At 69.8% G+C, this 25,183-nt stretch carries 20 protein-coding genes and 1 riboswitch; of the genes, 15 read left to right on the plus strand and 5 right to left on the minus strand.

Features of this window, described 5'->3' with window-relative positions:
- The first annotated feature begins 68 nt into the window (after window positions 1-68).
- The 6 genes from WAF18_RS00560 to WAF18_RS00585 all read left to right on the plus strand — a co-directional run bounded on the left by WAF18_RS00560 (window position 69) and on the right by WAF18_RS00585 (window position 6,715).
- Window positions 69-1,085, plus strand: coding sequence for a LysR substrate-binding domain-containing protein (locus WAF18_RS00560; RefSeq protein ID WP_337243374.1), 1,017 nt, complete (start codon window positions 69-71; stop codon window positions 1,083-1,085).
- A 137-nt stretch (window positions 1,086-1,222) separates the two neighbouring features.
- Window positions 1,223-1,430: riboswitch (cobalamin riboswitch) on the plus strand.
- Window positions 1,431-1,612: 182 nt separating this feature from the next.
- Window positions 1,613-4,096, plus strand: coding sequence for a ribonucleoside-diphosphate reductase subunit alpha (locus WAF18_RS00565; RefSeq protein ID WP_337243375.1), 2,484 nt, complete (start codon window positions 1,613-1,615; stop codon window positions 4,094-4,096).
- A gap of 241 nt (window positions 4,097-4,337) precedes the next feature.
- Window positions 4,338-5,387 (plus strand): ribonucleotide-diphosphate reductase subunit beta, encoded by a 1,050-nt coding sequence (locus WAF18_RS00570; RefSeq protein ID WP_337243376.1) that lies wholly within the window; start codon window positions 4,338-4,340, stop codon window positions 5,385-5,387.
- 109 nt (window positions 5,388-5,496) lie between these two features.
- Window positions 5,497-5,979: a flavodoxin gene (locus WAF18_RS00575; RefSeq protein ID WP_337243377.1), complete on the plus strand. Its 483-nt coding sequence runs from the start codon at window positions 5,497-5,499 to the stop codon at window positions 5,977-5,979.
- Window positions 5,951-6,280, plus strand: coding sequence for a thioredoxin family protein (locus tag WAF18_RS00580; RefSeq protein ID WP_337243378.1), 330 nt, complete (start codon window positions 5,951-5,953; stop codon window positions 6,278-6,280). The genes WAF18_RS00575 and WAF18_RS00580 overlap by 29 nt, the downstream gene beginning before the upstream one ends.
- Before the next feature lie 6 nt (window positions 6,281-6,286).
- On the plus strand, window positions 6,287-6,715 hold the full coding sequence (locus tag WAF18_RS00585; RefSeq protein ID WP_337243379.1) for a GNAT family N-acetyltransferase: 429 nt from the start codon (window positions 6,287-6,289) through the stop codon (window positions 6,713-6,715).
- Between the two features lie 152 nt (window positions 6,716-6,867).
- Here the strand turns inward: WAF18_RS00585 and WAF18_RS00590 are convergent, their stop codons facing one another.
- Window positions 6,868-8,001 carry a hypothetical protein gene (locus WAF18_RS00590; RefSeq protein ID WP_337243380.1) on the minus strand — a complete coding sequence of 378 codons (1,134 nt, stop codon included), beginning with the start codon at window positions 7,999-8,001 and terminating at the stop codon, window positions 6,868-6,870.
- A gap of 351 nt (window positions 8,002-8,352) precedes the next feature.
- Between WAF18_RS00590 and WAF18_RS00595 the strand changes: the two genes are divergently transcribed.
- The 7 genes from WAF18_RS00595 (at window position 8,353) to WAF18_RS00625 (ending at window position 14,736) form a co-directional block, all read left to right on the plus strand.
- The gene (locus tag WAF18_RS00595; RefSeq protein ID WP_337243381.1) at window positions 8,353-8,757 is read left to right on the plus strand and encodes an acyl-CoA thioesterase; all 405 of its coding nucleotides are present in this window, start codon (window positions 8,353-8,355) and stop codon (window positions 8,755-8,757) included.
- 66 nt (window positions 8,758-8,823) lie between these two features.
- Window positions 8,824-9,282, plus strand: a complete 459-nt coding sequence (mntR, locus tag WAF18_RS00600) for a manganese-binding transcriptional regulator MntR (RefSeq protein WP_337243382.1) — start codon at window positions 8,824-8,826, stop codon at window positions 9,280-9,282.
- Between the two features lie 103 nt (window positions 9,283-9,385).
- A complete protein-coding gene (locus tag WAF18_RS00605; protein WP_337243383.1) occupies window positions 9,386-10,393 on the plus strand; it encodes a methionine ABC transporter ATP-binding protein in 1,008 nt (335 codons plus the stop codon).
- Window positions 10,390-11,067: a methionine ABC transporter permease gene (locus WAF18_RS00610; protein ID WP_337243384.1), complete on the plus strand. Its 678-nt coding sequence runs from the start codon at window positions 10,390-10,392 to the stop codon at window positions 11,065-11,067. The genes WAF18_RS00605 and WAF18_RS00610 overlap by 4 nt, the downstream gene beginning before the upstream one ends.
- Before the next feature lie 81 nt (window positions 11,068-11,148).
- Complete coding sequence (locus WAF18_RS00615; protein ID WP_337243385.1) at window positions 11,149-11,967, plus strand: MetQ/NlpA family ABC transporter substrate-binding protein; 819 nt, start codon at window positions 11,149-11,151, stop codon at window positions 11,965-11,967.
- A gap of 211 nt (window positions 11,968-12,178) precedes the next feature.
- Window positions 12,179-13,879 (plus strand): Mbeg1-like protein, encoded by a 1,701-nt coding sequence (locus WAF18_RS00620; protein WP_337243386.1) that lies wholly within the window; start codon window positions 12,179-12,181, stop codon window positions 13,877-13,879.
- 203 nt (window positions 13,880-14,082) lie between these two features.
- Window positions 14,083-14,736, plus strand: coding sequence for an ankyrin repeat domain-containing protein (locus WAF18_RS00625; RefSeq protein WP_337243387.1), 654 nt, complete (start codon window positions 14,083-14,085; stop codon window positions 14,734-14,736).
- A gap of 46 nt (window positions 14,737-14,782) precedes the next feature.
- Here the strand turns inward: WAF18_RS00625 and WAF18_RS00630 are convergent, their stop codons facing one another.
- The 4 genes from WAF18_RS00630 to egtB are packed head-to-tail and all read right to left on the minus strand — an operon-like array spanning window position 14,783 to window position 17,999.
- Window positions 14,783-15,409 carry a DUF938 domain-containing protein gene (locus tag WAF18_RS00630; protein WP_337243388.1) on the minus strand — a complete coding sequence of 209 codons (627 nt, stop codon included), beginning with the start codon at window positions 15,407-15,409 and terminating at the stop codon, window positions 14,783-14,785.
- Window positions 15,410-15,434: 25 nt separating this feature from the next.
- A complete protein-coding gene (locus WAF18_RS00635) occupies window positions 15,435-15,713 on the minus strand; it encodes a DUF3253 domain-containing protein (RefSeq protein ID WP_337243389.1) in 279 nt (92 codons plus the stop codon).
- A 4-nt stretch (window positions 15,714-15,717) separates the two neighbouring features.
- Entirely contained in the window at window positions 15,718-16,701 is a 984-nt protein-coding gene (gene egtD, locus WAF18_RS00640; protein ID WP_337243390.1) for an L-histidine N(alpha)-methyltransferase, read from the minus strand.
- Window positions 16,698-17,999 (minus strand): ergothioneine biosynthesis protein EgtB, encoded by a 1,302-nt coding sequence (gene egtB, locus WAF18_RS00645; protein WP_337243391.1) that lies wholly within the window; start codon window positions 17,997-17,999, stop codon window positions 16,698-16,700. The genes egtD and egtB overlap by 4 nt, the downstream gene beginning before the upstream one ends.
- Before the next feature lie 96 nt (window positions 18,000-18,095).
- Here egtB and recC point away from each other — a divergent pair, with 96 nt between their 5' ends.
- Together recC and WAF18_RS00655 are read left to right on the plus strand one after the other, a co-directional pair.
- Complete coding sequence (recC, locus tag WAF18_RS00650) at window positions 18,096-21,548, plus strand: exodeoxyribonuclease V subunit gamma (RefSeq protein ID WP_337243392.1); 3,453 nt, start codon at window positions 18,096-18,098, stop codon at window positions 21,546-21,548.
- Window positions 21,545-25,174, plus strand: a complete 3,630-nt coding sequence (locus WAF18_RS00655; RefSeq protein WP_337243393.1) for an exodeoxyribonuclease V subunit beta — start codon at window positions 21,545-21,547, stop codon at window positions 25,172-25,174. Before recC ends, WAF18_RS00655 begins: the two co-directional genes overlap by 4 nt.
- Window positions 25,175-25,183 lie beyond the last annotated feature (9 nt).

Below are 25,183 nucleotides of genomic sequence, written 5' to 3' on the forward strand. Positions count from 1 at the left end.
ACATGCCGGTCGCCGCCGCGGGCGACCATCGGCCATCCGGCTTTTTTTGTCCCTCGCATCGGCCAGGCATGACCCTCACCCAACTGCGCAGCTTTGTCGCCATCGTCGAGTGCGGCCATAACATCACGCTGGCCGCCCGCCGCCTGCACGCGACGCAGTCGGGTCTGTCCAAGCAGCTCGGGCAGCTGGAGAACGCGCTGGGGTTTCTGCTGTTCACCCGTCGCCAGCGGGCCCTCGCCGCGCTGACCGACGAGGGCCGGCAGGTGCTCGCGCACGCCCGCCGGCTGCTGGCCGAGGCCGGCAACATCCAGGCGCTGGCCGACAACCTGCGCCGCGAGGCCCAGGGCCTGCTGCGCATCGCCGCCACCCACACCCAGGCCCGCCACGCGCTGCCGCCGGCGCTGCAGGCACTCAAGCGCGACTGGCCCGAGGTCGCGGTGCATGTGGTGCCCGGCGGCGATGCCGAGTCGCTGCGGCTGCTGGCCGAACACCATGCCGACCTGGCGATCCTCAGCGGCACCGGCGCCCCGCCCGCGGGCCTGGTGGCGATTCCGCTCTACCGCTGGGGCCGGCGGGTGCTGGTACCGGCCGGTCATCCGCTGGCCGCGTTGCCGCGCCCGATCGGCCTGCGCGATCTGGTCGGCGTGCCGCTGGTGAGCTACGAATCGAGCCGGCAGCCCGCTTCGTCGCTGCAGCGCGCGTTCGCGGCCGCCGACCTGCGCGCCGAGCTCGCGGTGACCGCGCGCGATGGCGCACTGATCCGCACCTATGTGCACGCCGGCCTGGGGGTCGGGATCGTCGACGAGATGGGCGCCGACCTCGACGACGGCCTGGTCGCGCCGCCGGTCGAGGACGGCCTGCTGCCCGAATGCATCACCTGGGTGCTGCTGCGCCGCGACCGGGTCCTGCGCGATTTCGGCTTCGCGCTGGTCCAGGCACTGGCGCCGCACTACGCCGCGGTGGACCTGCGCCGGCTGCTCGATCACGACCAGCCGCTGCCGATTCCGGCCCCCGACTGGCGGCGCTGGTCGCGGGCGACGGCGACCGCCGGGGCGGCCCGAATGGCGGTCGCCGAGGCTGAATAGGCGTCTTGCAGGGTTGCCTGGCGCAGCCGGATCTGCATCGCCCCGCACCCGGCCGGCTGCTGAGACCGCGCGATTGCCGGCCTGACGCGGCTCCGCGCCTTCGCCCCACATTTAGCGTTGACGCTGCGGGGGGACCCCACTATCTTGGGCCCGTCGGTTCCGCGGCCCACAAAGCCTGTGGATGAAAAACGGGAAGCCGGTGACGCCCCACGCCAGTCCGGTGCTGCCCCCGCAGCGGTAATTGGGAACGTCCCCGCCCAGCACCGGAGCGATCCGGTACGCGGTGGGACCGAAGGCCTGCCTTCGCCCATGAGTCCGTACCCTGCCGACAGCCGCGCGAAAGCACGACGCGCGGTTCGCGGCTGTGGACGCTCTGCACAGGGGCGGGTCCGCGGCGCGGAACCCGACGGCACCGCCGTCGCCGTTTCGCGACGCACCCGTCGCAACCGAGCCGTCCGCAGCCACCGGACCCGACGCGGGCGGGCCGGGGCGTGCGCGAATGCACTGGACACCAAGAGAGAGGACGCATGACCAGCCACGACACCGTCTCGACCGCCCCTTCGACGCCCGCAGACGCGCCCCCGACCCCGATCGCCTCCCCCACCCCTGTGGCGCCGTCCGCCGTCGACGCCGACGACGTGGTGCCGCCGCCCCCGAGCGCTGCCATGCATACCGCAACTGCTGAAACCCCCGACGTCGACACCGACGTCTCCACCTGGATCACCAAGGAAGCCGGCAACCGCCGGATCCCGTACGACCGCGCGCGCCTGGAGCGCAGCATCGACCGCGTCCATGGCGAGTTCCCGCAGCTCGACATCACCGACTACAAGCGCAGCGTGTTCGGCTTCGTCGAGCGCAAGGACGCGGTCAACGCCGACGACCTGGTGGACCATCTGATCCGCGAGGCCGAGGCCCGCGTCGATGTCACCGCACCGGAGTGGGAGTTCTTCGCCGCCCGCCTGTACCTGCACCGCCTATACAAGCGCGCCAGCCGCAACCGCTTCTACGACGCCGAGCAGAAGTACGGCTCCTACGTCGGCCTGCAGGAGTCGCTGGCCGACCGCAACATCTATTCCAACGACATCCTGCGCGCCTATTCCAAGGAAGAGCTGCAGGAGGCCGGGCGCATGATCGAGCCCGAGCGCGACAAGCTGTTCGCCTACAACGGCCTGTACCTGCTGGCCACGCGCTATCTGGCCACCGACACCTCGCGCGCCGTGTTCGAGCTGCCGCAGGAACGCTGGCTGACGATTGCGCTGTACCTGATGCAGAACGAGACCCGCGGCGGCCGCGAGCGCCGCATGCAGCTCGTCGGCGAGGCCTACTGGGCGCTGTCGAACCTGTACATGACCGTCGCGACCCCGACGCTGCAGAACGCCGGCAAGGTCGGCGGCCAGCTGTCATCGTGCTTCATCGACACCGTCGACGACTCGCTGCAGGGCATCTACGACTCCAACACCGACATCGCCCGCGTCTCCAAGGGCGGCGGCGGCGTCGGCGCGTACCTGGGCTATGTGCGCTCCTCGGGCTCGGCGATCCGCGGCGTGCCCAATTCCTCGGGCGGCGTGGTGCCGTGGATCAAGCAGCTCAACAACACCGCCGTCTCGGTCGATCAGCTCGGCCAGCGCAAGGGCGCGGTCGCGGTGTACCTGGACGTGTGGCACCGCGATATCGAAGCGTTCCTGGACCTGCGCCTGAACAACGGCGACCAGCGCCTGCGCGCCCACGACGTGTTCACTTCGGTGTGCATCCCCGACGTGTTCATGGAGGCGGTCGAGCGCCGCGGCGACTGGTACCTGTTCGACCCGCACGAGGTCCATCGGGTCAAGGGCTGGTACCTGCAGGACTTCTTCGACGAGAAGAAGGGCGAGGGCACGTTCCGCAAGAAGTACGAGGAAGTCGTTAGTGACGAGCGCATCTCGCGCAAGACCGTCAAGGCGATCGAGATCTTCAAGCGGATCATGGTGTCGCAGCTCGAGACCGGCAACCCGTTCATGTTCTACCGCGACGAGGTGAACCGGAAGAACCCGAACAAGCACGTCGGCCGTGTCTATTCGTCGAACCTGTGCACCGAGATCCTGCAGAACATGAGCCCGACGAAGATGATGCAGGAGATCATCTCCGGCAATCAGATCGTCACCACCAAGCAGGCCGGCGACTTCGTCGTGTGCAACCTGTCGTCGGTGAACCTGGGCCGGGCGATCGTGCCGCAGGAAGGCCAGAGCGATCTGATCACCGACGTGCTCGAGCGCCTGATCCCGATCCAGGTGCGGATGCTCGACAACGTCATCGACCTCAACCAGTTGCCCGTCCCGCAGGCCACGATCACCAACCAGAAGTACCGCGCGATCGGCCTGGGCACGTTCGGCTGGCATCACCTGCTGGCGCAGAAGGGCATCCACTGGAACACGCCCGAGGCCGAGGACTTCAGCGACACGCTGTATGAGCGCATCAATTTCCTGACCGTGCAGGCGAGCATGGAGCTGGCCAAGGAAAAGGGCGCCTACTCGGTGTTCGCCGGCAGCGACTGGCACACCGGTGCCTACTTCCGCGACCGCGACTACAACTCGCCCCCATGGCTGGAACTGGCCGCCAAGGTCGGCGTCAACGGCATGCGCAACGGCTGGCTGATGGCGGTCGCGCCGAACATGTCGACCGCGCAGATCGCAGGCTCCACCGCGTCGATCGATCCGATCTACTCGGCGTTCTACTACGAGGAGAAGAAGGACTACCGGCGTCCGGTCGCCGCCCCCGGGCTGTCGCTCGAGACCTGGCCGTTCTACGAGAAGGGCGCCTACAAGGTCGACCAGTTCGCGTCGGTGCGCCAGAACGCACGCCGCCAGCGCCACGTCGACCAGGCGATCAGCTTCAACCTGTACGTGCCGAGCACCATCCGCGCCAGCACCCTGCTCGACCTGCACATGACCGCCTGGCGCGAAGGCATCAAGACCACGTACTACGTGCGCTCCAACGACATCGACATCGCCGAATGCGAGTGGTGTTCGAGCTGACAGCGCATTCGCGCTATCAGCTTCCACGGTTTGCGTTGCAAACCGTGGACCCTACTCATCAGCACCCACACCCCTGCGCCTTCGGCGCGCCCCCCTGACTTAAGGGGGGCTTTCCACCCGATGAAAACCGGGGTCAGAGTGCATTTTTCACCCACTGACCCCGGCTCGAGAGTGCACCGGAAAAATGCACTCTGACCCCGGTTCTGCCGATCGCCCGCGACACGAAACACGAGAAACGAACATGGCCACGACTTCTACGCCCCTCGATCGCATCAAGATCCTCGAGCCGCGTCACCCCAACCGCTCGACCGGCATCATCAACGGGCGCACGTCCGGCATCCTCAACTGGAACGACATTCCGTATCCGTCGTTCTATCGCGCCTACAAGGAGCTCTCGACCAACTTCTGGATTCCCGACGAGGTCGACATGAAGGGCGACGCCAAGCAGTACGGCGAGCTCTCGGCGCGCGAGAAGAACGCCTACGATTCGATCATCGGTCTGCTGGCCACGCTCGACTCGCCGCAGACGCGCTTCATCTACAACGTCGCCGAGTACATCACCGATCCGGCCGCGCACGCCAATGCCGCGATCATCGGCCAGCAGGAAGTGATCCACAACGAGAGCTACAGCTACGTGCTGGCCTCGATCACCGATCTGTCGAACCAGAACCGCGTGTTCGAGATCGCGCGTACGCATCCCACGATCCAGAAGCGCAATGCGCCGATCATGGAGTCTTACGACGACTTCATGCGCGAGAAGACCGCCGAGACGCTGCTGCGCTCGCTGATCCAGTCCTCGATCCTCGAGGGCATCAACTTCTATTCGGGCTTTGCGTACTTCTACAACCTGGTCCGCCAGAACCGGATGACCGGCACCGGCAAGATCATCAGCTTCATCAACCGCGACGAACTGGCCCACACCAAGTTCATCAGCGAGGTGATCCGCGCCATCGTCGGCGAGAACCCCGAGCTGCAGACCAACGAGCTCACCGACTACGTGCACAAGGCCTTCGCGCACGCGATCGAGCTGGAGACCCAGTGGACCGGCGAAGTGCTCGACGGCATCGATGGCATCGACGTCGACGAGATGATCCGCTACGTGAAGTACCGCGCCAACAAGATGGCCGGCATGCTCGGCATCGAGAAGCTCTACACCGAGACCACCGACAACGTCATGCCGTGGATCAAGGCCTACGCCGACAACTTCACCGAGACCAAGACCGACTTCTTCGAGATGCGCAACGCGTCGTACAAGAAGACAAACTCCGATAACGGCTTCGACGATCTTTGAGGCATTGCAAAACCAGGGTCAGAGTCGATTTTTTGTGTCCGGCGGCCTCGCCGTCTGACCATCCGATGATCGAAAATCGACTCTGACCCCGGTTACCGAGTCTGCTCCTGTGCGCATTCTGCTCGCCTACTGCTCGCTCAGCGGCAACACCCGCGACGTCGCCCGGATGGTGCGGGCGCGGTGCGAGGCGCTGGGACACGAGGTGACCTGGGTCGAGACCGACATCCAGACCCTGGCCTCGGTCTGCCCCGAGGGCGCCGCGCACGATCTGTATGTGCTCGGCGCCTGGACCGACAACGCCGGCCGCACGCCGAGCGAGATGAAGCGCTTCATCGCCGATCTGGTCGACGCGGTCGGCAAGCCCGAGCACGTCGCGGTGTTCGGCACCGGCGAGACGCAGTGGGGCGCGGAGTACTACTGCGGCGCGGTGCATCGCATTGCGACGTTCTTCGCCAGCCCCTATCCGCGGCTGGAGATCGAACAGATGCCGCACGGCGAGCGCGACGCGCTGAAGATCGAACGCTGGACCGATACCATTGTGAGCCGCCACGAGATTTCGCCCCATGCAGACCCTGCACGCCTCCACGCCTGACGACTACGCCGCGGCCCTGGCCGCGCATCCGCGCCTGCTCGTCGACTACTACAAGGACGACTGCCCGGGCTGCAAGATGCTGGACATGTCGCTGGCCAAGTTCGCCGCGACCGACGACGCGAACGGCCTGGTCCTGCTGAAGGTGAAGCTGGAGATCGTTGGCGAGGACTTCTTCCGGGGCCTGGGGCTGCGGCAAACGCCGACGCTGGCGCTGTTCCGCGACGGCGAGGAAGCCGCGCGCCTGCCGGGCTTCCAGGCGCCGGGTCAGATCGCCCAGGCCGCCAGCCTGCATCTGGGCTGATGCGCCGTGACATCGACGATCCGCGTCGCCTCGCACGCTGAGGCGGATTGGGTCGCGGCCCGCCTGTTCGCGTTCAACCGCACCACCGTGCCTGCACTGGAGATCGTGCCGCTGCAGTGGGTGATCGAAGACGCGGGCGTGTTGATCGGCGGCCTCTCTGCGGAGCTCTATCTGGGCTGGCTGTCGATCCATGTCCTGTGGGTCGATGAAGCAGTGCGTCACCGCGGCCTGGGCACACGCCTGCTCCGGCACGCCGAAGACGCCGCGCGCGCCCAGGGCGCCCACTCGGCGTTCCTCGACACCTTCGACTGGCAGGCGCTCGCGTTCTACCGGCGCCACGGCTATGCCTGCTTCGGCACCCTGGACGATTTTCCGCCAGGCCACGCGCGGCACTTCCTGCGCAAGTCGCTCGTTGCGGTCGACGCGCCGCTATGAGCCGGGCGCGACGTTCTTACAGCAGCCCACGCCATGGCAGTCGCCAGGGCCTGTGATGCCATCGCGCTGCATGGGGAGCGGCCACGCTGGAACGTGGCCATCCGCATCACCAGGCGCCAGCACATGACCAGACCGGTGCCGCTTTGGTGCGATCAACCGCCGCCGACCACGTCCTCGCGAGGAATCCGCAGGTCGTCGAGCGAGTAGATCTGGATCTCTTCGAGCGGCTCGGTCTTGTCGCGATACTTGTCCGCGCCGCTTTCGTGCGTGATCCAGATCTCGCCGTTGATGATGTTGAGCTCTTCCCCGTAGTACGGCACGTCGGCGGCGACTTTCGACGCGCCGTCGGTCTCGAAGCGGGTTGCGGTGTCGATGGTCGGCTGGAACACCAGCTGCGCGGTCGCCACCCCCGGCACCGAGCCATAGGACGTGGAGAACAGCACGCCGGTGTCGGTCACTGCCGCGCCCTGCGCATTGTGGGGCGCATCGATCGAGTCGAAATCGCTGGCGTTGAACAGCCCGGTCTCCGGATCGATCTCGTAGCGCCGCAGCTCGGCATCGTGCGTGGGGAAGTCGTTGGTGAACGAGGCAGGATCGAGCGGATCCTGCGTGAACTGGCCCACGTACAACTGGCCCTCATGCACGGTGACGTAGCTGGCGCCGAACGGACCGTTGCCGCATTCGCCAATCGCGATCTTGGCGATCGCTTTGACCGGAGTCTCGGGCGTGGTGTAGGCCTCGAACACGGGCTCGCCGTCTGGACCGACGACCGGCTCCCCGGCGTCGAGATAGGGCGTGGGCACCGTGGCCTGGACCTCGTTCGCCGCGACCGCCGCGTCGACATCGGCGCGGTTGTAGACGTACACCTCCCCGCCGTCGGCGACATAGAGGTAATCGCCGTGCACGGCCACGCCACCTGCCTTGGTCGGGGCGTCGGCATAGAGATCCTGCGCATCCGTGCCGCCCAGGAATACCGAGCGTTCATGCTGCGAGGCGCTACCGACTTCGGCACCCTGCACCGACAACAGCACGCGCTTGCCGCCGTCGACTTCGCCGTTGTAGCTGGTCAACAGCTCGTTACGCGACGCATCGTAGCCCTGGCCCTGCGGAATCCACGGCGAGCCTTCGCCCGCATGCACCAGGCGCGGTCCGCTGCGGCCATCGATGACGCCGCGCAGAAAGTCGCTGGCCGAATCGACGCGGTCCAGTGCGACATCGCGCACCTGGCCTGCCGCTTCCTTGATCTGGTTCCACGACGGGGGATCAAATGGAAGGTCGATGCGCATCGGGCTTGCCTCTCGTATGGTCGGTCGAGCGCCGGGCAGGGCCGGGACGCGGCGATGGCGTCAGTGTCCGCGGTCGTCGCCGTTCGCAGGACTAGGGTAGACCCGGGGCGCGCGACAGGCGTTCAGCCACCATCCGTTTTGCCGCCGGCCAGGCCACCGACGAAGCGCCCCAGGGCCACGGCTCGCGACGCACACCACGCGGTTCTCGGCAGGTACGCTGTAACGCATTGCGCCCCCCGCCGGCATTCCCCATTCAGCGTTGGGGCGTCACCCTGTCGCCCCTTTTCAGGCGTGCCGCCCTCAGCTTGCTTGCGGCGCGGCCCCACGCATTCCTTCATATCGGACGCCCTCATGCCCACCGCCGTCACATCCGCCCCCTCCACCGAAGCCCGGATGCTGGAGATCGTATTCCCCGACCACACCAACCACCTGGGCACGCTGTTCGGCGGCCAGGCGCTCGCATGGATGGACAAGGCCGCATTCATCGCCGCCTCGCGCTATGCGCGCCTGACGGTGGTCACGGCGCGCTCCGAACAGGTCGACTTCAAACTGCCGATCCGTCAGGGCCAGTTGGTGGAGACCATCGCGCGCGTGGTCGAGGTCGGACGCACCTCGATGCAGGTCGAGGTCGAGGTGATCGCCGAGGACCTGCTCAGCGGCGAGCGCGAACTGTGCACGCGCGGGCGCTTTGTGATGATCGCGCTCGACTCGCGCGGTCGGCCCGCCCAGGTCCGCCCACTGCCCGGCAACGGCTGACGGCAGGCACCGAGGGCGCCGATTGGCGACAATGGGCATTGCGCGATTGTCCGTGAGCCCCGTCGTATGGCCCGATCCCCACGCGGCGCCCGCCCGGCCGCCCCCCTGCTCGAAGCCGACGTCCAGGCCGAGAGTTTTCGCCAGGTCCGCAACGCGCACCGCATGGAGCTGGCCGAGGACTACGTCGAGCTGATTTCCGACCTCATCGCCGATGCCGGCGAAGCGCGCCAGGTCGACATCGCCGCCCGGATGGGCGTGGCCCAGCCGACGGTCGCGCGCATGCTGCAGCGGCTCGTCCGCGACGGCCTGGTGGTCCAGCGGCCGTACCGCGGCGTGTTCCTGACCGAGGCCGGCGAGGCGCTGGCCGCGGCCAGCCGCGAGCGGCATCGGGTGGTCGAGGCCTTCCTGCTGGCGCTGGGCGTGCCCGAGGCCATCGCGCGACGCGACGCGGAAGGCATCGAGCACCACGTCAGCCCGGAAACCCTGGCGATCTTCGCCGCGTTCACGCAGGCCCAGGCCGGCTGAGCGCGTTTGGCGGGCGATTGTCGGGCCGCCATTGCCGCGCGCCACATCGCGGCAGCGGCCCCAGCCTGCTAGCCTGCACGCCGGTTCTTGCGCAGCGCAGCACGTGATCCGTTTCGAAGGCATCCACAAGTCCTACCCGGTGCACGGGCGCGAGGTCGTCGCGCTGCATCCGCTCGACCTCACGATCCAGGCCGGCGAGGTGTTCGGCATCGTCGGCCATTCGGGCGCCGGCAAGTCGACCCTGCTGCGGCTGATCAACGGGCTGGAGACCCCCAGTGGCGGCACGCTGACCGTCGACGGGCAGGCGCTGGGCACGCTCGATGGCGACGGCCTGCGGCGTCTGCGCCGGCGCGTGGGCATGATCTTCCAGCACTTCAACCTGCTCTCGGCCCGCACCGTGCTCGACAACATCGCCTTCCCGCTGCGCCTGGCCGGCGTGTCGAAGGCGCAGGCGCGTGCCCGCGCACAGGATCTTCTGGTGCGCGTCGGCCTGGAGGCGCACCGCGACAAATACCCCGCGCAGCTGTCGGGCGGGCAGAAACAGCGCGTCGGCGTGGCGCGCGCGTTGGCGACCGAGCCCAAGATCCTGCTGTGCGACGAGGCGACCAGCGCGCTCGATCCGCAGACCACCGCCTCGGTGCTGCAACTGCTCGACAGCATCAACCGCGAGCTGGGCCTGACGATCGTGCTGATCACCCATGAGATGGATGTCGTGCGCCGGGTCTGCGACCGCGTCGCGGTGCTCGATGCCGGGCATCTGGTCGAGAGCGGCCCGGTCGCCGAGGTGTTCCTGCACCCGCAGCACCCGACCACGCGCCGGTTCGTCGCCGAATCCGAAGCGATCGACGAGGGCGCGCTGCAGGAGGACATCGCGCATGTGGAGGGGCGCCTGCTGCGGCTCACGTTCACCGGCGAGGACACCTGGCAGCCGCTGCTGGGCCGGGTCGCGCGCGAGACCGGTATCGACTACACGATCCTGGCCGGGCGCATCGACCGCATCAAACGCCTGCCCTACGGTCAGCTGACGCTGGCGGTGACCGGCGCCCAGGCCGACGAGGCGCTGCGCCGGTTTGTGCAGGCCGGTGTGCACGTCGAGGAGTTGCCGCGATGAGCACCCCACTGCTGCCCAACGTCGATGCCGCCAAGTGGGCCGAGATCGGCCAGGCGACCATCGACACCTTGCTGATGCTCGCCGGCTCGCTGCCGCTGACGCTGCTGATCGGCCTGCCGCTGGGCGTGCTGCTGTTTCTCACCGGCCCGCGCCAGCTGCATGCGCGCCCTCTGCTCTATGGCAGCCTGGCGCTGGTGGTGAACCTGCTGCGCTCGGTGCCCTTCATCATCCTGATGATCGTGCTGATCCCGATCACCCTCAAGGCGATGGGCACATCGCTGGGCGTGCGCGGCGCGATCCTGCCGCTGGTGGTCGGCGCGGCGCCGTTCTACGCGCGCCTGGTCGAAACCGCGCTGCGTGAGGTCGAGCGCGGGGTCATCGAGGCCAGCCTGGCGATGGGCGCCACGACCCGGCAACTGGTGCTGCGGGTGCTGCTGCCCGAGGCCCTGCCGGGCCTGATCGCCGGCGCCACGGTGACTACGATCGCGCTGATCGGCTTCACCGCGATGGGCGGCGCGATCGGCTCGGGCGGCCTGGGCGACCTCGCCTACCGCGACGGCTACCTGCGCTCGCGTACCGATGTGGCGGTGGTGACCGTGGTCGCGCTGCTGGTCATGGTGCAACTGCTGCAGATGCTCGGCGACCGGCTGGTGGCGCGCTTCAGCCGGCGCTGATCGCGTCGCACACTGATTTCCACGCGTGGACTCGATCCGCACGCGCGCCGCCCGATACTGGGCGGCCCACGTCGCGCCGGAATGTCCATGTCCCCTCTGCTGCCCCGCCTCGCCACCGCCGTCCTGCTGCTGGCCGGCCTCGCCGCGTGCGGCAGTGCCGACAACGGCGCCGCCGCGGGCCGCGAGCGGCTGACCGTCGCCGCGACCGCGGTGCCGCACGCCGAGATCCTCGAGGTGGTCAAACCGCTGCTCGCCGAGCAGGGGGTGGACCTGCAGGTGCGCGTGTTCAACGACTACGTGCAGCCCAACGACCAGGTCGTGCAGGGCCAGATCGACGTCAACTACTTCCAGACCGAGCCCTATCTCGACGCTTACAACCGCGACCGGGGTACGGACCTGGTGACCCTGGCCGGCATCCACATCGAGCCCTTCGGTGCGTACTCGCGGCGCTACGACAGCCTCGACGCAGTGCCCGCCGGCGCCGAGGTCGTGATCCCCAATGACCCGAGCAACAACAGCCGTGCGCTGATCCTGCTGCACCACGCCGGCGTGATCACGCTCGACGACCCGACCAATGCGCTCGCCACGCTGCGCAACATCACCGCCAACCCCCGGCAGCTCAAGTTCCGCGAGCTGGACGCGGCGATGCTGCCGCGCGTGCTCGATCAGGTGGATCTGGCGTTGATCAACACCAACTACGCGCTCGATGCCGGCCTCAACCCGGCAAGCGATGCCTTGGCGATCGAAGGCAAAGACTCGCCGTATGTGAACTTCCTGGTCGGGTTGCCAGACAAGCGCGAGGATCCGCGCGTGCGCAAGCTCATCGACGCGCTGACCGGCGAGCAGGTCCGCGCGTTCATTGCGCAGCGCTATCACGAGGCGGTGCTGCCCGCGTTCTGATCGCTCGGGCGCGGCCTTTGGCGTGCCCAAGACGCGGCATACGACACCGATCGCAGGCGGTCGCGATGGTCGGAGCAGCCAACCGCGCTGTCCGATGACCGCCAAACGGCCTGCTGAATAGGCGATATCGCATCCACCCTAGGGTGCGCACCAGCTGTTGCGCCGCCGCTGCACGCCTATGGTCGGGGTATCCGACTGCGAGGTGCGCGTCATGAGCCTGTCCCCGGTTTCCGGCAACAGCCACCCGATCGACACCTGGCGCGACCACGCGCTCGACCCCGCGCTGCGCGCCCAGGGCGGCCAACCGGCCAATGCGCCGCGCAGCCACGTCGACACCAGCGTCGGCTTCCCGCGCGGCGACGGCAGCTTCGCCAACGAGGTGAGGGGCACCGCGCCGCAACCCTTGCGCGACCTGCACTTCTCGCTGATGGCCAACGACAGCTACACGCTGAGCGGCCCCAACGGCGTCACCGGCACGGCTGCCGAAGCCGAGCTGCAGGCCGCGGGCTGGCAGCGCCTGGTGCCCAGCGAGGACGGCAGCCATCTCGTCGATGCCCAGGGCAATCAGATTCCGATCTCCGCCGACAAGCTGCACGACGCGCAGACCGGCTTCGACGCGGCGATCTACCAGAACGCCGACGGCCAGTACGTCGTCGCCTACCGCGGCACCGACAACTGGGGCCTGGGCGAGGGCGGCGATTCGCGCGCCAATGGCGGCCAGGGCCTGGGCATGGAGACCGCGCAGTACTCGCAGGCCATGGAGCTGGCCCAGCTGGCCATGGACACCTTCGGCGATGGCAACGTCGCGATCACCGGCCATTCGCTGGGCGGCGGCTTGGCCTCGGCGGCGATGCTCGCCACCGATGCGCCGGGCGTGACCTTCAATGCGTCGGGGCTGAGCAACAACACCCTTGCCTCGCTGGGCTTCAATCCCAACGGCGCCCGCAGCGACCTGGCCGACAGCGGCCAGATCCGCCGCTACGTGGTCGACGGCGATCCGTTGACGCTGGCGCAGCAGGACCTGCCGGGAATCCTCGGCGTCTCGCCGCCCGATGCGGTCGGCCATGAACTGCGCATCGATCCGCCCGCCGGGATGGGGCGCTTCGATCTGCTGGGCCTGCATGGCGGTGGCGGCGACCATCCGTCCTATGTCGAGTCGCTGCGCGAGAACACCGCGCGCGAACCCGCGGACCGCTCGGGCACCAACCTCGGCCTGGCGCTGAGCACCGTCGAGAACATCGGCGAGCACAACCTCAATCAGCTGGGCTCGCTCGCCAACGGCATCGGCGGCCTGTACCGGGATGGCAGTGCGACGGTGTCCGGCACGATCGACGGCATCGGCGAGACGATCCGGACCGACTTTGGCGAAGGCCGCTATGTCGCGGGCGGTCTGTCGATCGCCGGCGATGTGGTCGACGGGGTCGTCGGGCTCGGCGGCGACGTGGTCGCCAACACGCTCGATACCGCGGGCGATGCGGTCGAGCACGTCGCCAACCTCGGCGGCAGCGTGCTGCGCGATGTCGGCGACCGCGTCGGCTTCGACGCACCGTTCGATGCCGTCGCCAGCGGCATCGAGTGGACCGGGCGGGCCGTCGACAATGTCGCGGATGCGACCGGCGGCGGCGTGCAGTGGGGCCTGGACAAGCTGGGTGACGGCGCCGGCTGGCTGCTGGACAAGGCCGGCGACGGTGCGCAGTGGGCGACCGACCGCGCTGTCGAGGGGGCAACCTGGCTGGGCGAGCGCGCAGTCGACGGGGCGCTGGCGGTGCGCGATGCGGCGGTGTGGACCGGCGACCGCCTGGCCGACGGCGCGCGCGCCGTGGGCGATGCTGCGGCCTGGACCGGCGATCGCCTCGCCGAGGGCGGCCGCTGGGTGGCCGAGAAGGCCAATCCGCTCAACTGGTTCCGCTGATGGGGCTGCGCGCATGGCGGCGGGCCGATGATGTTGTCACGCCCCGTTCGACGCCAAGGCGCTAGCCTGCGCGCTTGTACCGCCAACGGGGCGCCGTCATGATCGAGCCGCTCTTGCCGTTGACTGCGACCCGCACGCGCGCATGGGTATGTGCGCTGCTGTTCGTCGCCGCCCAGAGTGCCTGCGCCCGACAAGGACCGAACATGTCCCACGATCCGTCCCCCAATCCCGGCACCGCCGCGCTGGCGCGCGCCGCCCACAGCGGCGACCTGGCCGACGCCAAGCGGCTGATCGCCGATGGCGCCAATCCCGACGCGACCGATGCCGATGGCACACCGCTGCTGCAGGCCGCGATCCTGCGCGGCGACCGCCGCGGGTTCGAGACCCTGCTGGAGGCCGGCGCCGACCCTGCCGCCGCAGCCACCAACGGCAACACCGCATTGCACGTCGCCGCGATGCAGGACGATCCGACGTTTCTCAAGGCGCTCTTGGCGCGCGGGCTGTCGCCCGACACGCCCAATGCGCGCAACGACGAGACGCCGCTGTTCAACGCGCTCGAAGCGCGCAACGACGATGCCATCCGCACCCTGCTCGCGGCCGGCGCCAAGGTCGACGCCGCCGACCGCTACAGCGCAACACTGCTGCACAAGGCTGCGCGCATCAATGCGACCGGCTGGGTGGTCCGTTTCCTCGAGGCCGGTGCCGATCCGACCGCACGCGACCGTGTCGGCGCGACCTTCCAGCCGTCGTTCTTCCGTGCACGCGACGCGGTGCTGACACCGCAGGCGCGCAGCGACCGCGAGAAGGTCCGCGCCTGGTTGGTCGAGCGCCGCATTCCGGTCGAAGACAAGCACTGACCCACTGCCGAGCGCATCGGCACGCACACCGCCGCAGAGACCTGCCCTAGCGCCGCCAGACCACGCAGCGGTTGTGCGCCGGCATCGCGATGTCGTCGACACGGCGCAGGCCGATCCCGGCCGCCAGCGCATCGACTGCCGCCAGTTCGCGCAGGCCCGACGCGGGGTCGCGTGCCTTGAGCCAGGCATCGAAGGCGGCATTGCTGTCGCTGGTGAAGCGGCCATCGATGTTGAACGGGCCGTAGACGACCAGTGTCGCCTTGGATGCGAGCACCCGGTCGAGCCCGGCGAAGCAGGCCTCCACCGCCGGCCACGCCATGATGTGCAGCGTGTTGGCGGTGAACGCGGCATCGAAGCGGCCGTCGGCCGCATCCGACACCGGCCACGGCCCGGTGCTCACATCGAGTGCGACCGGCGATGGCGTGTTCGGCAAGCCGGCCTCGCCCAGCCACTGCGCAATGCCCGGCAACTGCTCGACACGGTCGGAGCACTGCCAGCGCAGGCCCGGCAGCGCCGCGGCGATATGCACCGCATGCTGTCCGGTCCCACTGCCGATCTCGAGCACATGCGCATGCCTGGGGAAGGCGTCGCGCAGCACCGCGAGGATTGGATCGCGGTTGCGTTCACAGGCGGGCGAGAACGGTTTGTCGGTCGACGGCATGGACGGCGTCATTGCGGGGCGCTCCATCGTAGGGCGCTCAGCCTGGCGCCGGCCAGCGTGGCCCGCGCCGCAGACGCACCGGCCCTGGCGGCGGCGCGTCGGCATCGACGATCGCGCCGTGCTGGGTGACCGACACCACGCCGTCACGGGCCAATGCGGCGGCCACATTGCGGATGCCCGGCATCAGCACGCGCCAGTCGCCGCCCGGCCGTGATGCACGCGCAACTTCCGACGGACAGATCGACGCCTCGGCCGCACGTGCGCTCAGCAGCGCAAGCATGCGCTCGCGCAGCATCGTGGCCTCTGCGTCGGGCATCGCGTCAAACCGGCTGCAGCAGCCGCAAACCGAACCAGTCCTGGGGGTCGTTCCAGCCATGCGTCACGCGCAGGCCGGCCGCACGCGCGAGCGCGGCGAACGAGACATCGGTGTACTTCTGGCTGACCTCGACGTCCATCGCCTCGCCGGCCTGGAACGCGAACGCCTGGCCGCCGACGTGCACCGTCTGCGCCCGCTCGCTGACCAGCGCGGTTTCGATGCGCAAACGCTCGCGCACGTAGACCGCGCGATGGCGGAACGCCTGGAGGTCGAAGTCGCTGCCGATCTCGCGGTTGAGCCGCGCCAGCAGGTTCAAGGTGAAGGCCGCGGTGACCCCGGCCAGGTCGTTGTAGGCCGCCTCGATCACCGTCGGGTCCTTGTCCAGGTCGATACCGATCAGCGCACGGCCATCCTCGCCCATCGTACGGCGCATCGACGCCAGCAACCGCACGGCCTCCTCGTCACCGAAGTTGCCGAGCGTGGAGCCGGGGAAGAACACCAGCGTGCGACTCGCACCGCGCGCGGCGGCCGGCAATGGCACCGGCACGGTGAAATCGGCGCACACCGGCAGCATCTCGACATCGGGATGGTGTTGGGACAGTCGCGTGACGCTGTCCATCAGCGCGGTGCGCGAGATCTCGATCGGGGTGTAGGCGACCGGATCGTCGAGCCCGTCGAGCAGCAGTTCGGTCTTGCGCCCGCTGCCGCTGCCGAACTCGACCACATGCACGCCCGCGCCGATCGCCTGGGCGATCGTGTCCATGCGCGCCTCGAGCAGTGCCAGCTCGGTGCGCGTGAGGTAGTACTCGGGCTGGCGGGTGATCGCCTCGAACAGGCGCGAGCCTTCGGCATCGTAGAAATACTTGGACGGCAGCCGCTTGGGCGTGCGCGACAGGCCGGCGATGGCATCGGCAGTGATGTCGTCGGGACGCGGACGCAGGTCGGTCAGCGCGGCCTGCGCGCGGGCACGGGCGGTGGCGGCGTTCATGGAGAATCCTTGGCCAGGCGCAGACCGGCGAACTGCCAACGCGCATCGGAGGGGAAGAAATTGCGATAGCTGGCGCGCACGTGATCGGCCGGGGTGGCGCAACTGCCACCGCGCAGCACCCACTGGGCATCCATGAACTTGCCGTTGTACTCGCCCAACGCGCCGGGCCACGGCCGGTAGCCGGGATAGGCGGTGTAGGCGCTGTGAGTCCATTCCCAGACATCGCCGAACAGCTGCTGCAGACCGGTGTCGGAAGGTGCCGGCGCGCAGGGGTGCAGACGGCCGGCATCGACGAAATTGCCCTCGACCGGCACGCCGGCGGCGGCCTGCTCCCACTCGAACTCGGTCGGCAAGCGCGCACCGGCCCAACGCGCGAACGCGTCGGCCTCGTAGTAGCTCAGATGGCAGACCGGCGCGCCGGGGTCGAGCGTGCGCCAGCCACCGAGCGTGAACTCGCGCGCCAGCGCCTGATCCCAGTACAGCGGCCGCTGCCAGCCCTCGGCCTGCACCCGCGCCCAGCCGGCGCTCAGCCACAGACCGACGGTGCGATAGCCGCCGTCCTCGACGAATGCCAGGTACTCGGCGTTGCTGACCGGCCGGCTGGCCAGCGCATGCGCCGGCACCAGCACACGGTGCCGCGGCGACTCGTTGTCGTAGGCAAAGCCCGCCATGCCCGGCCAGCCGGCGTGGCCGATCTCAACCACGCGCTCCTCGCGCGCCATCCAGCGCAGCGGCGCCGCCGTGCCGCATGCGGCCGGCAGGTCGGTGCGATAGGCCGGTGCGATCGGGTTGGACCAGAACGCGTGCTTGATGTCGGTCAGCAATAACTCCTGGTGCTGCTGCTCGTGCTGCAGGCCCAGTTCGATGATGTCGAGCCGGGCATCGTCGAGATCGCCCGAGGCCAGCCGCGCCCGCAGGCGCGTGTCGACCGCCTCGCGGTAATCACGCACCTGCGCAAGCGTCGGCCGCGACAGCAACCCGCGGTGCGGACGCGCATGCATCGGCCCGACGCTCTGGTAATAGCTGTTGAACAGGAAATCCCAGGCCGGGTCGATCTCGCGATACCCCGCGTCGGCGGCCAGCACGAAGCGCTCGAAGAACCATGTCGTATGTGCCAGATGCCACTTGGTCGGGCTGGCATCGTCCATGCTCTGGACCATCGCGTCCTCGGCTCCGATCGGCGCGGCGAGCGCGGCCGTACGGGCGCGGACCTGGTCGAAGCGGGCGCGCAGGCGCGCGGCGCGTTCGCCGGTCGGCACGCGGGTGGGAAGCGCTTGCGGGGACGGCGGCGGCGACATCCGCACAGCTTAGGCACCGGCCGTGACGGCGCCGTTGAGCCGCGTGCGGGCCGCCGTGTCTCGCATGCTGCGAACCCGCTGCGGCAAGATGGCGCGATGACCGCAGCGCCCGCCGACTTCCGCCTCTACCCGTCCAACGCGCTGGAGGTGCTGGCCGGGCTGCTGGCCGCCGAGTTGCGGCAGCCGGTGGCGGGCGGGTCGATTCTCACGCCCGAGGTCGTGCTGATCCCGCAGGTCGCCATGCGCCGCTGGCTGCAGGCCACCTTGGCCGCCGAGCACGGCGTGGCCGCCAACCTCGAGTTCCTGACCCCCGGCGAGTTCGTCGCCCGCGCGCTCACGGCCAATCTGGGCCCGGCGCAGGACGAGCTCGACGCCGCCAGCCTGCGCTGGCGCCTGTACGCCGCCCTAGTCGATCCCGACGTGCTGGCGCAGCCGGCGCTCGCGCCGCTGGCCACGTATCTGGCCGGCGACGATGCGTTGCGGCCGTGGGCACTGGCGGGCGAGTTGGCAGGCGTGTTCGAGAAGTACCAGGCCTGGCGGCGCGACTGGCTGCTGCGCTGGGAGGGCGGCGCCGACCCCGACGATGCGCAGGCCGCGCTGTGGCGGCACGTGGCCGCCGGCCATGCCACCCGCGCGCGTCGCATCCAGACCTATCTGGACCGTTTCTCGGGCGAACACGCCGCGTTGCCGCAGGGCCTGCCGCCCCGGATGTTCGCGTTCGCCACGCTCAACGTCTCGCCCGATGTGCTGCGCGTGCTGGCGACCCAGGCCCGCGTGGGCACGCTGCACTTCTACCTGCCCACGCCCGCACGCGGCTACTGGGGCGATCTGCAGGCGCTGGCCCCGCGCCGGCGCGCCCGTACGGATGAAGCCTTCGACGCCGCGCTGCTGGCGGGTAACACCGACGACAACCGCCTGCTACAAGCCTGGGGCGCGGCCGGCCGGGACTTCATGGCGCTGCTGGGCAGCTACGAGGTCGTGCACCCGCGCGCCGAGATCGAGGTCTACGCCGATCCGCTCGAGTCGGGCCAGCGCCCGCTCGATGCCGGCGGCCTGGGCGACACCTTGCTGCGACGGATGCAGAGCGACCTGTTCCGCCGCGCCCCGCCGCCGGTGCCCGCACCCCGCGCCGCACCCGAGCTGCGCGACCCCAGCCTGCAGGTCCACGCCTGCCACACCCGCCTGCGTGAACTCCAGGTGCTGCACGACCAGTTGCGCGGCCTGCTCGAGGACCCGCGCTTCGACCCGCCGCTGCAACCGCGCGAGATCGCGGTGCTGGCCCCGGACATCGACCCCTACGTGCCATACCTGGAAGCCGTCTTCGGCGAATCAAAACCGGGGTCAGGGTCGGATTTTCACGGAAAATCCGACCCTGACCCCGGTTTCGGGAGAATGCGCATTCCGTATGCGCTCGCCGACACCAGCCCGCTGGCGGGTGAGCCCCTGGCCGAGGTCTTCGTGCGCCTGCTGGGCCTGCCGGTGTCGCGCTTCGGGCTCAACGAGGTCCTGGACCTGCTCGCCAGCCCGCCGTTGGCGCAGGCCGTGGGGCTGGATGCGGCCGCCTTCGAGCGGCTGCACGGCTGGCTGCAGGCCGCCGGCGCGCGCTGGGGGCTCGACGGCGCGCATCGCGCCGCGCACGGTGCGCCCGACGACGCGGCCTACACCTGGGCGTTCGCCCTCGATCGCCTGTTGCTGGGCCATGCGAGCGGCAGCGACGACACGATCGCAGGCGTCGCCCCGTGGCCGGCGCTCGAAGGCAGCGCGCTCGATGCGCTCGACACCCTGATCCGGCTGCTGCACGTGCTCGGCGACGCGCGGCGCGAGCTCGGCGAGGCGCTCACCGCTGCGGCGTGGCGCGAGCGCCTGCTCGGCCTGCTCGATGCGCTGCTGCCCGGCACGCCGGCCGCGCCGGCTACCCAGCGCGCACTCGAGCGGCTGCGACGGCTGATCGACGCTTTCGCCGCCGACGCCGCACGCGCGGGCGTCGAGACGCCGGTCCCGGCCGAGGTCGTGCGTGCGCACTTTGCGCAGTTGCTGGCCGAGGCCGACACGCGCGCGCCACTGCTGACCGGCGGCATCAGCGTCGGCCGCATGGTGCCGATGCGCCTGCTGCCGTTCCGGGTGATCTGCCTGCTCGGCATGAACGATGGCGACTTCCCGCGCCGCGACACCGCTGCCGGGATCAACCGGCTCACCGCGGAGCTGGGCACGACGCGGCGTCGCCATGGCGACCGCTCCACGCGCGAGGATGACCGCTTCCTGTTCCTGCAGCTGTTCGCCTCGGCGCAGGACGTGTTCTACGTCAGCTATCTGGGCGCGGACGCGCGCGATGGCAGTGTGCGCGAGCCCTCGCCGCTGGTCGCCGAATTGCTCGCCACCGCCGCGACCTACCACGCCGACCCGCAAGCCGCCGCCGCGGCACTGACGGTGCGCCATGCGCTGCAGCCGTTCACGCCAAGCGCGTTCGGAGCTGATGGCGACCCGCGCCGCTTCAGCTATCGCGCGCAATGGCAGCCGGCGGCAGCACGCATCGGCGGCGCACGCACAGAACTCGCGCCATGGTGCGCAACGCCGCTGCCACCGCGCGCCGATGCCGCCACGCTGTCGCCGGCCGATGCCGCACTGTCGCTCGATGCACTGCGCCGCTTCCTGGTGGCCCCGGCCGCGCAGTTCCTGCGCGAGCGCCTGGACCTGCGCCTGGCCGACGAGGCCGAGGTCGGCCAGGACGTGGAGCCGCTGCTGGTCGCCGGCGGCGGCCTGGAGCGGGCGGCGCTGCACCAGCAGGTATTGGAGGCCCTGCTCGCCGGCCGCGAGGCCGGGCTGTTCGAGCACCTGCGCGCGCGCGCGCTGCTGCCATCCGGTCCGTTGGGTCGACGCCAGCTCGATGCGCTGGTGACGTCGCTGCGGCCCTATGCGCAAGGCTTTGCCGATTGGCGCGGCGACACCACACCCGACACCCGGCACATCGACGTCGTGCTCGACGGCATCCATCTCCAGGGCCGGCTCGACAACGTGTACCCGGCAGGCATCGCCCATGTGCGTCTGGGTCCGCTCAACGGACCGGCCGCGATCCGGCAGGGCCTGGACTGGCTGCTTGCGAGCGCCGCGGGCCTCGATCTGCCGCTTGTGCGCTTCCACGACACCCAGGACCTCGGTATCGGCCCCTTCGAGCGCGCGCCGTTGCCGCCGGACGCGGCGCGCGATGCGCTGCGGGCCCTGCTCGCGCTGCGGGCCGACGGCCTGCAGGCGCCGCTGCCGTTCGGCCCCTACAGCGGCTGGGAGTACTTCAGCGCCGTCGATGCCGACAGGGCAGCGAAAGCCGCAACCGCGAAGTGGCGCGGCGGCGACCGGCAGTGGGGCGAGGGGCGCGGCGATGCGTATCGACTCGCGCTGCGCGGTCGCGACCCGTTCGCCGATCCGGCCCTGTTCCAGCACTTCGCCCAGATCGCCTTCACCGTGTTCTCGGCCGTCGAGCAGGGCCGCGTGCATACCGGCTTCGAGGACGGCCGCCGCTTCGAGGTCGAGACCGACGCGGAGGTCGAGGCATGAGCGCGCCCGTCTCCCCTGCGGTCGATCCGTTCCTGACGTTGCCGCTGGGCGGCACACAGCTGATCGAGGCCAGCGCCGGCACCGGCAAGACCTTCACGCTGGCCACGCTGGTCACCCGGCTGGTGGTCGAGCGCGGCCTGCGCATCGGCCAGATTCTCGCCGTGACCTTCACCGAGGCTGCGACGCAGGAACTGCGCAAGCGCATCCGCGAACGCCTGGTGCTGGCCGCGCGGCTGGTCGACGCCCCGCCAGACGACGACGACGCGCCCGACACCGCGCTCAGCCAGGCGGTGATCGCCGCACACCTGGCGACCGGCGACGAGTCCGCCGCCGCTTTGCAGCGTCGGCTGCAGCAGGCCGCCGACGAGATCGATCTGGCCGCGATCTTCACCATCCACGGCTTCTGCGCCCGTGTGCTGCGCGAGCACGCGCTTGAGAGCGGGCAGAGCTTCGCCGCGCCCGAACTGCTGGCCAACGACCGCGCGCTGCGCGAGGAACTGGCCGCCGATCTGTGGCGCAGCACCGCCGCCGATGCAGACGACGCCGCGTTGTTGATGGACCTGTGGAAAGGCGGACCCGGCGATATGGCGCGCGATCTTGGGCCGTTGATCCGGGAGCCGGTGCTGCGACCGGCCGCCACGCCGCCGCAACCCGATCCGCGCCCGGCGCGCGACGCGGCAGCGCAGGCGCTGATCGCCGCGATCGATGCGCACATCGACGCTGCGCAGGCAGCGGTCGCAATGGCATTCGACGGCAAGGTCTTCGACGGCCGTCGCGCGCGGCGGCCCAGTTTCGACAAGGCCTTCCAGACACTGCGCGACGGCCGCGCGCTTTCGCACTGGGTCCTGGACGACAAGACCCATCTCGACAAACTGCTGCCAGCCCGGCTGTTGGACTTCTGCAAGGACGACACGCAGTCGAAGGTGCCGTGCTCGCCATTGTTCGATGCCCTGCACACCTGGTCCAACGCCGATCGTGTTGCACAGGATTGGCTCGAGCAGGCCAAGACGCGGCTGCTTCACCGCCTGCGCAACGCGGCACGTGCACGCCTCGCCCAGCGCAAACAGCAACTGCACGTGCAGACCTACGACGATCTGATCGACGGCGTTGCCGATGCACTGCACGGGCCGCATGCACAGGCGCTGGTGCAGCGTCTGCGTGCGCAGTACGCGGTCGCGCTGGTCGACGAATTCCAGGACACCGACACGCGTCAGTGGGACATCTTCCGGACGGTGTTTGGCGAGTCCGAGGCTGCGCGTGAGGCCGGGTTCGAACCGGCCCTGTTCCTGATCGGCGATCCCAAGCAGGCCATCTACGGCTTCCGCGGTGGTGATGTGCAGACCTACCTGCTCGCGGCACGCGACGCCATCGCCGCGCCGCCGCTCGACCGCAACTTCCGTTCGCGCCCGTCGCTGCTCGCCGCGATCGAGGCGCTGTACGCGCAGGCCGGTGAGGCCGCGTTTTTTGATCGGCAGATCCGGTTCCATCGCGTGCTGCCAGGCACGAAGCGCACCGATGCCGATTTCCAGCGCGCCGGCGCCCCTGCGCCCGCCCTGATGCTGTGGCAGGCACCGGCCCCGCCGGCCGACGACGCCGGCAAGCGCAGGCCCCACAGCGCCGGTCGCGCGCGCGAACTCGCGACCCAGGCCTGTGTCGCTGCGATCCACGCGGTGCTGATCGAAGCGCGCACCGGCACCGCCACGCTCGATGGCGCGCCGGTGCAGCCGGGCGACATCGCGGTGCTCGTGCGCAAGCACAGCGAAGCCACGCAGATCCAGCAGGCGCTGGCCGCGGTCGGTATTCCCGCAGTCGCCGCCGGCAAACAGAGTCTGTTCGCCACGCCCGAGGCGCACGAGCTGCTCACGCTGTTGCTCGCGCTGCTGCACACCGCCGACGACAGTCGCCTGCGCGCGGCGCTGGCGACGGTGCTGCTGGGCGTGGACGCGGCCGGCATCGCCGCGCTCGACCACGATGCCGACACGCATCGCGGCTGGCAGTTGCGTGCGCTGGCCTGGCGTGAGCGCTGGCAGCGTGGCGGTCCGCTGGCGCTGGTCGCCGACCTGTGCGCCGACAATGGACCGCGCCTGCTTGGCCTGCTCGACGGCGAGCGCCGTCTGACCAACTACCTGCAACTGGGCGAACTGCTGCAACAGGCCAACGCGCGCGCATTGGGGCTGCAAGGCCTGGTCGACTGGCTGGGTCAACAGATCGCTCGCGCCGACGCCGATGACGAGACCCAGTTGCTGCGCCTGGAATCGGACGCGCGCCGGGTGCAGATCGTCACGCTGCACAAGAGCAAGGGCCTGGAGTATCCGCTGGTATTCCTGCCGTTCGTCGGCATCGGCAGCCGCGCCCCCGACCCCGGCCGTGCCTGCGTGGTCGCCGATGCGACCGGCGGTCGCGCGCTGCACTGGAAGCTGCGAGCCGACACGTCCGGCTGGGACACCGCACGCACCGTGTGGATCGAAGCGCAACGCGCCGAGGACGCGCGTCTGCTCTACGTCGGCCTGACCCGCGCCGAGCACGCGCTGTGGATCGCCACCGGCGATTTCTACAACGCGCGCCAGACCGCACTGGCACCGATGCTCGATGGCCTGCCCGACACGCCCGGCATCGTGCGCGACGCGACCGTGCCATCCACGCTGCCGTGGTTGCCGCCAATCGAGGCCGGCGACCGCCCCACCGCGCGGTCCGCCGCACGCGCGATCGCACCGGACTGGTGGGTCTACAGCTTCACCCAGCTCGCCAATGCCGACAGCGGCGCGCAGGATGCCTCCACGCGCGCAACCGTCGCTGCCGCCGGCGGCCAGGACGAGCCCGAGGGCGAGCCCGCGCCCGAGGCGCCACGCGCGGACGATCACGATCCACGCTTTGCCGGCAATCGCTTCGGCGTGGTGCTGCACGAGGCACTGGAACTCGGCGACTTCGCCGCCTGGCGCGACTGGCGCCCGGGCGACCCGGCGCCGCCCGGACAGCGCGCGATCATCGAGGCGGCATTGCGCGGCGGTGGCTATGCGGCCGAGGACGTCGACGACGGCGTCGCGGTACTGACGACGCTGATCGGCCCCACGCTCACCGTCGTGTTGCCCGAGGGCGTGCGGCTGTGCGATGTGCCCGCCGATGCGCGCCGGGCCGAGATCGAGTTCCAGTTCGCGCTGCAGCCCACCGCGGTCGAGGCGATGCTCGCGTTGCTGCATGCCCACGGGGTTTCGACCGGCCGCAGCGGCTTCGGCCTGCGCCGCACGCTCGAAGGCCTGATGACCGGCCTGATCGACCTGACCTACACCGTGGACGGCCGCTGGTACGTGCTCGACTACAAGTCCAATCGCCTGCCCGGCTACGACGCGTCCTCGCTGCAACGCGCGATGGTGCACAGCGAGTACGACCTGCAGGCGCTGATCTACACGCTCGCCCTGCATCGCTGGCTGCGCTTCCGCCTGGGCGCGGGCTACGACTACGCCCGCGATTTCGGCGGCGTGCGCTACCTGTTCTGCCGGGGCCTGGACCCCGAGCGTGATGCGTCGGCTGGCGTGCACGCACAGCGCTTTTCCCCGACGTTGGTGGATGCGCTCGATGCACTGTTCGCTGGCGGGCACCGGACCGGATCCCGAGGTGCGCACGCATGACCGCCAGGA

This window comes from Luteimonas sp. gir, assembly GCF_037198055.1.
GTDB classification, from domain to species: Bacteria; Pseudomonadota; Gammaproteobacteria; order Xanthomonadales; family Xanthomonadaceae; genus Luteimonas; species Luteimonas citri_A.

Excerpts from the sequence above, each read along its gene's own strand:
- recC (WP_337243392.1), top strand. The coding sequence starts at position 18,096 with ATGACCGCAGCGCCCGCCGACTTCCGCCTCTACCCGTCCAACGCGCTG.
- WAF18_RS00635 (WP_337243389.1), bottom strand. The coding sequence starts at position 15,713 with ATGCCCGACGCAGAGGCCACGATGCTGCGCGAGCGCATGCTTGCGCTG.
- WAF18_RS00620 (WP_337243386.1), top strand. The coding sequence starts at position 12,179 with ATGAGCCTGTCCCCGGTTTCCGGCAACAGCCACCCGATCGACACCTGG.
- WAF18_RS00630 (WP_337243388.1), bottom strand. The coding sequence starts at position 15,409 with ATGACGCCGTCCATGCCGTCGACCGACAAACCGTTCTCGCCCGCCTGT.
- WAF18_RS00570 (WP_337243376.1), top strand. The coding sequence starts at position 4,338 with ATGGCCACGACTTCTACGCCCCTCGATCGCATCAAGATCCTCGAGCCG.
- WAF18_RS00655 (WP_337243393.1), top strand. The coding sequence starts at position 21,545 with ATGAGCGCGCCCGTCTCCCCTGCGGTCGATCCGTTCCTGACGTTGCCG.
- WAF18_RS00610 (WP_337243384.1), top strand. The coding sequence starts at position 10,390 with ATGAGCACCCCACTGCTGCCCAACGTCGATGCCGCCAAGTGGGCCGAG.
- mntR (WP_337243382.1), top strand. The coding sequence starts at position 8,824 with ATGGCCCGATCCCCACGCGGCGCCCGCCCGGCCGCCCCCCTGCTCGAA.
- WAF18_RS00560 (WP_337243374.1), top strand. The coding sequence starts at position 69 with ATGACCCTCACCCAACTGCGCAGCTTTGTCGCCATCGTCGAGTGCGGC.
- egtB (WP_337243391.1), bottom strand. The coding sequence starts at position 17,999 with ATGTCGCCGCCGCCGTCCCCGCAAGCGCTTCCCACCCGCGTGCCGACC.
- WAF18_RS00595 (WP_337243381.1), top strand. The coding sequence starts at position 8,353 with ATGCCCACCGCCGTCACATCCGCCCCCTCCACCGAAGCCCGGATGCTG.
- egtD (WP_337243390.1), bottom strand. The coding sequence starts at position 16,701 with ATGAACGCCGCCACCGCCCGTGCCCGCGCGCAGGCCGCGCTGACCGAC.
- WAF18_RS00590 (WP_337243380.1), bottom strand. The coding sequence starts at position 8,001 with ATGCGCATCGACCTTCCATTTGATCCCCCGTCGTGGAACCAGATCAAG.
- WAF18_RS00615 (WP_337243385.1), top strand. The coding sequence starts at position 11,149 with ATGTCCATGTCCCCTCTGCTGCCCCGCCTCGCCACCGCCGTCCTGCTG.
- WAF18_RS00625 (WP_337243387.1), top strand. The coding sequence starts at position 14,083 with ATGTCCCACGATCCGTCCCCCAATCCCGGCACCGCCGCGCTGGCGCGC.
- WAF18_RS00565 (WP_337243375.1), top strand. The coding sequence starts at position 1,613 with ATGACCAGCCACGACACCGTCTCGACCGCCCCTTCGACGCCCGCAGAC.
- WAF18_RS00580 (WP_337243378.1), top strand. The coding sequence starts at position 5,951 with ATGCAGACCCTGCACGCCTCCACGCCTGACGACTACGCCGCGGCCCTG.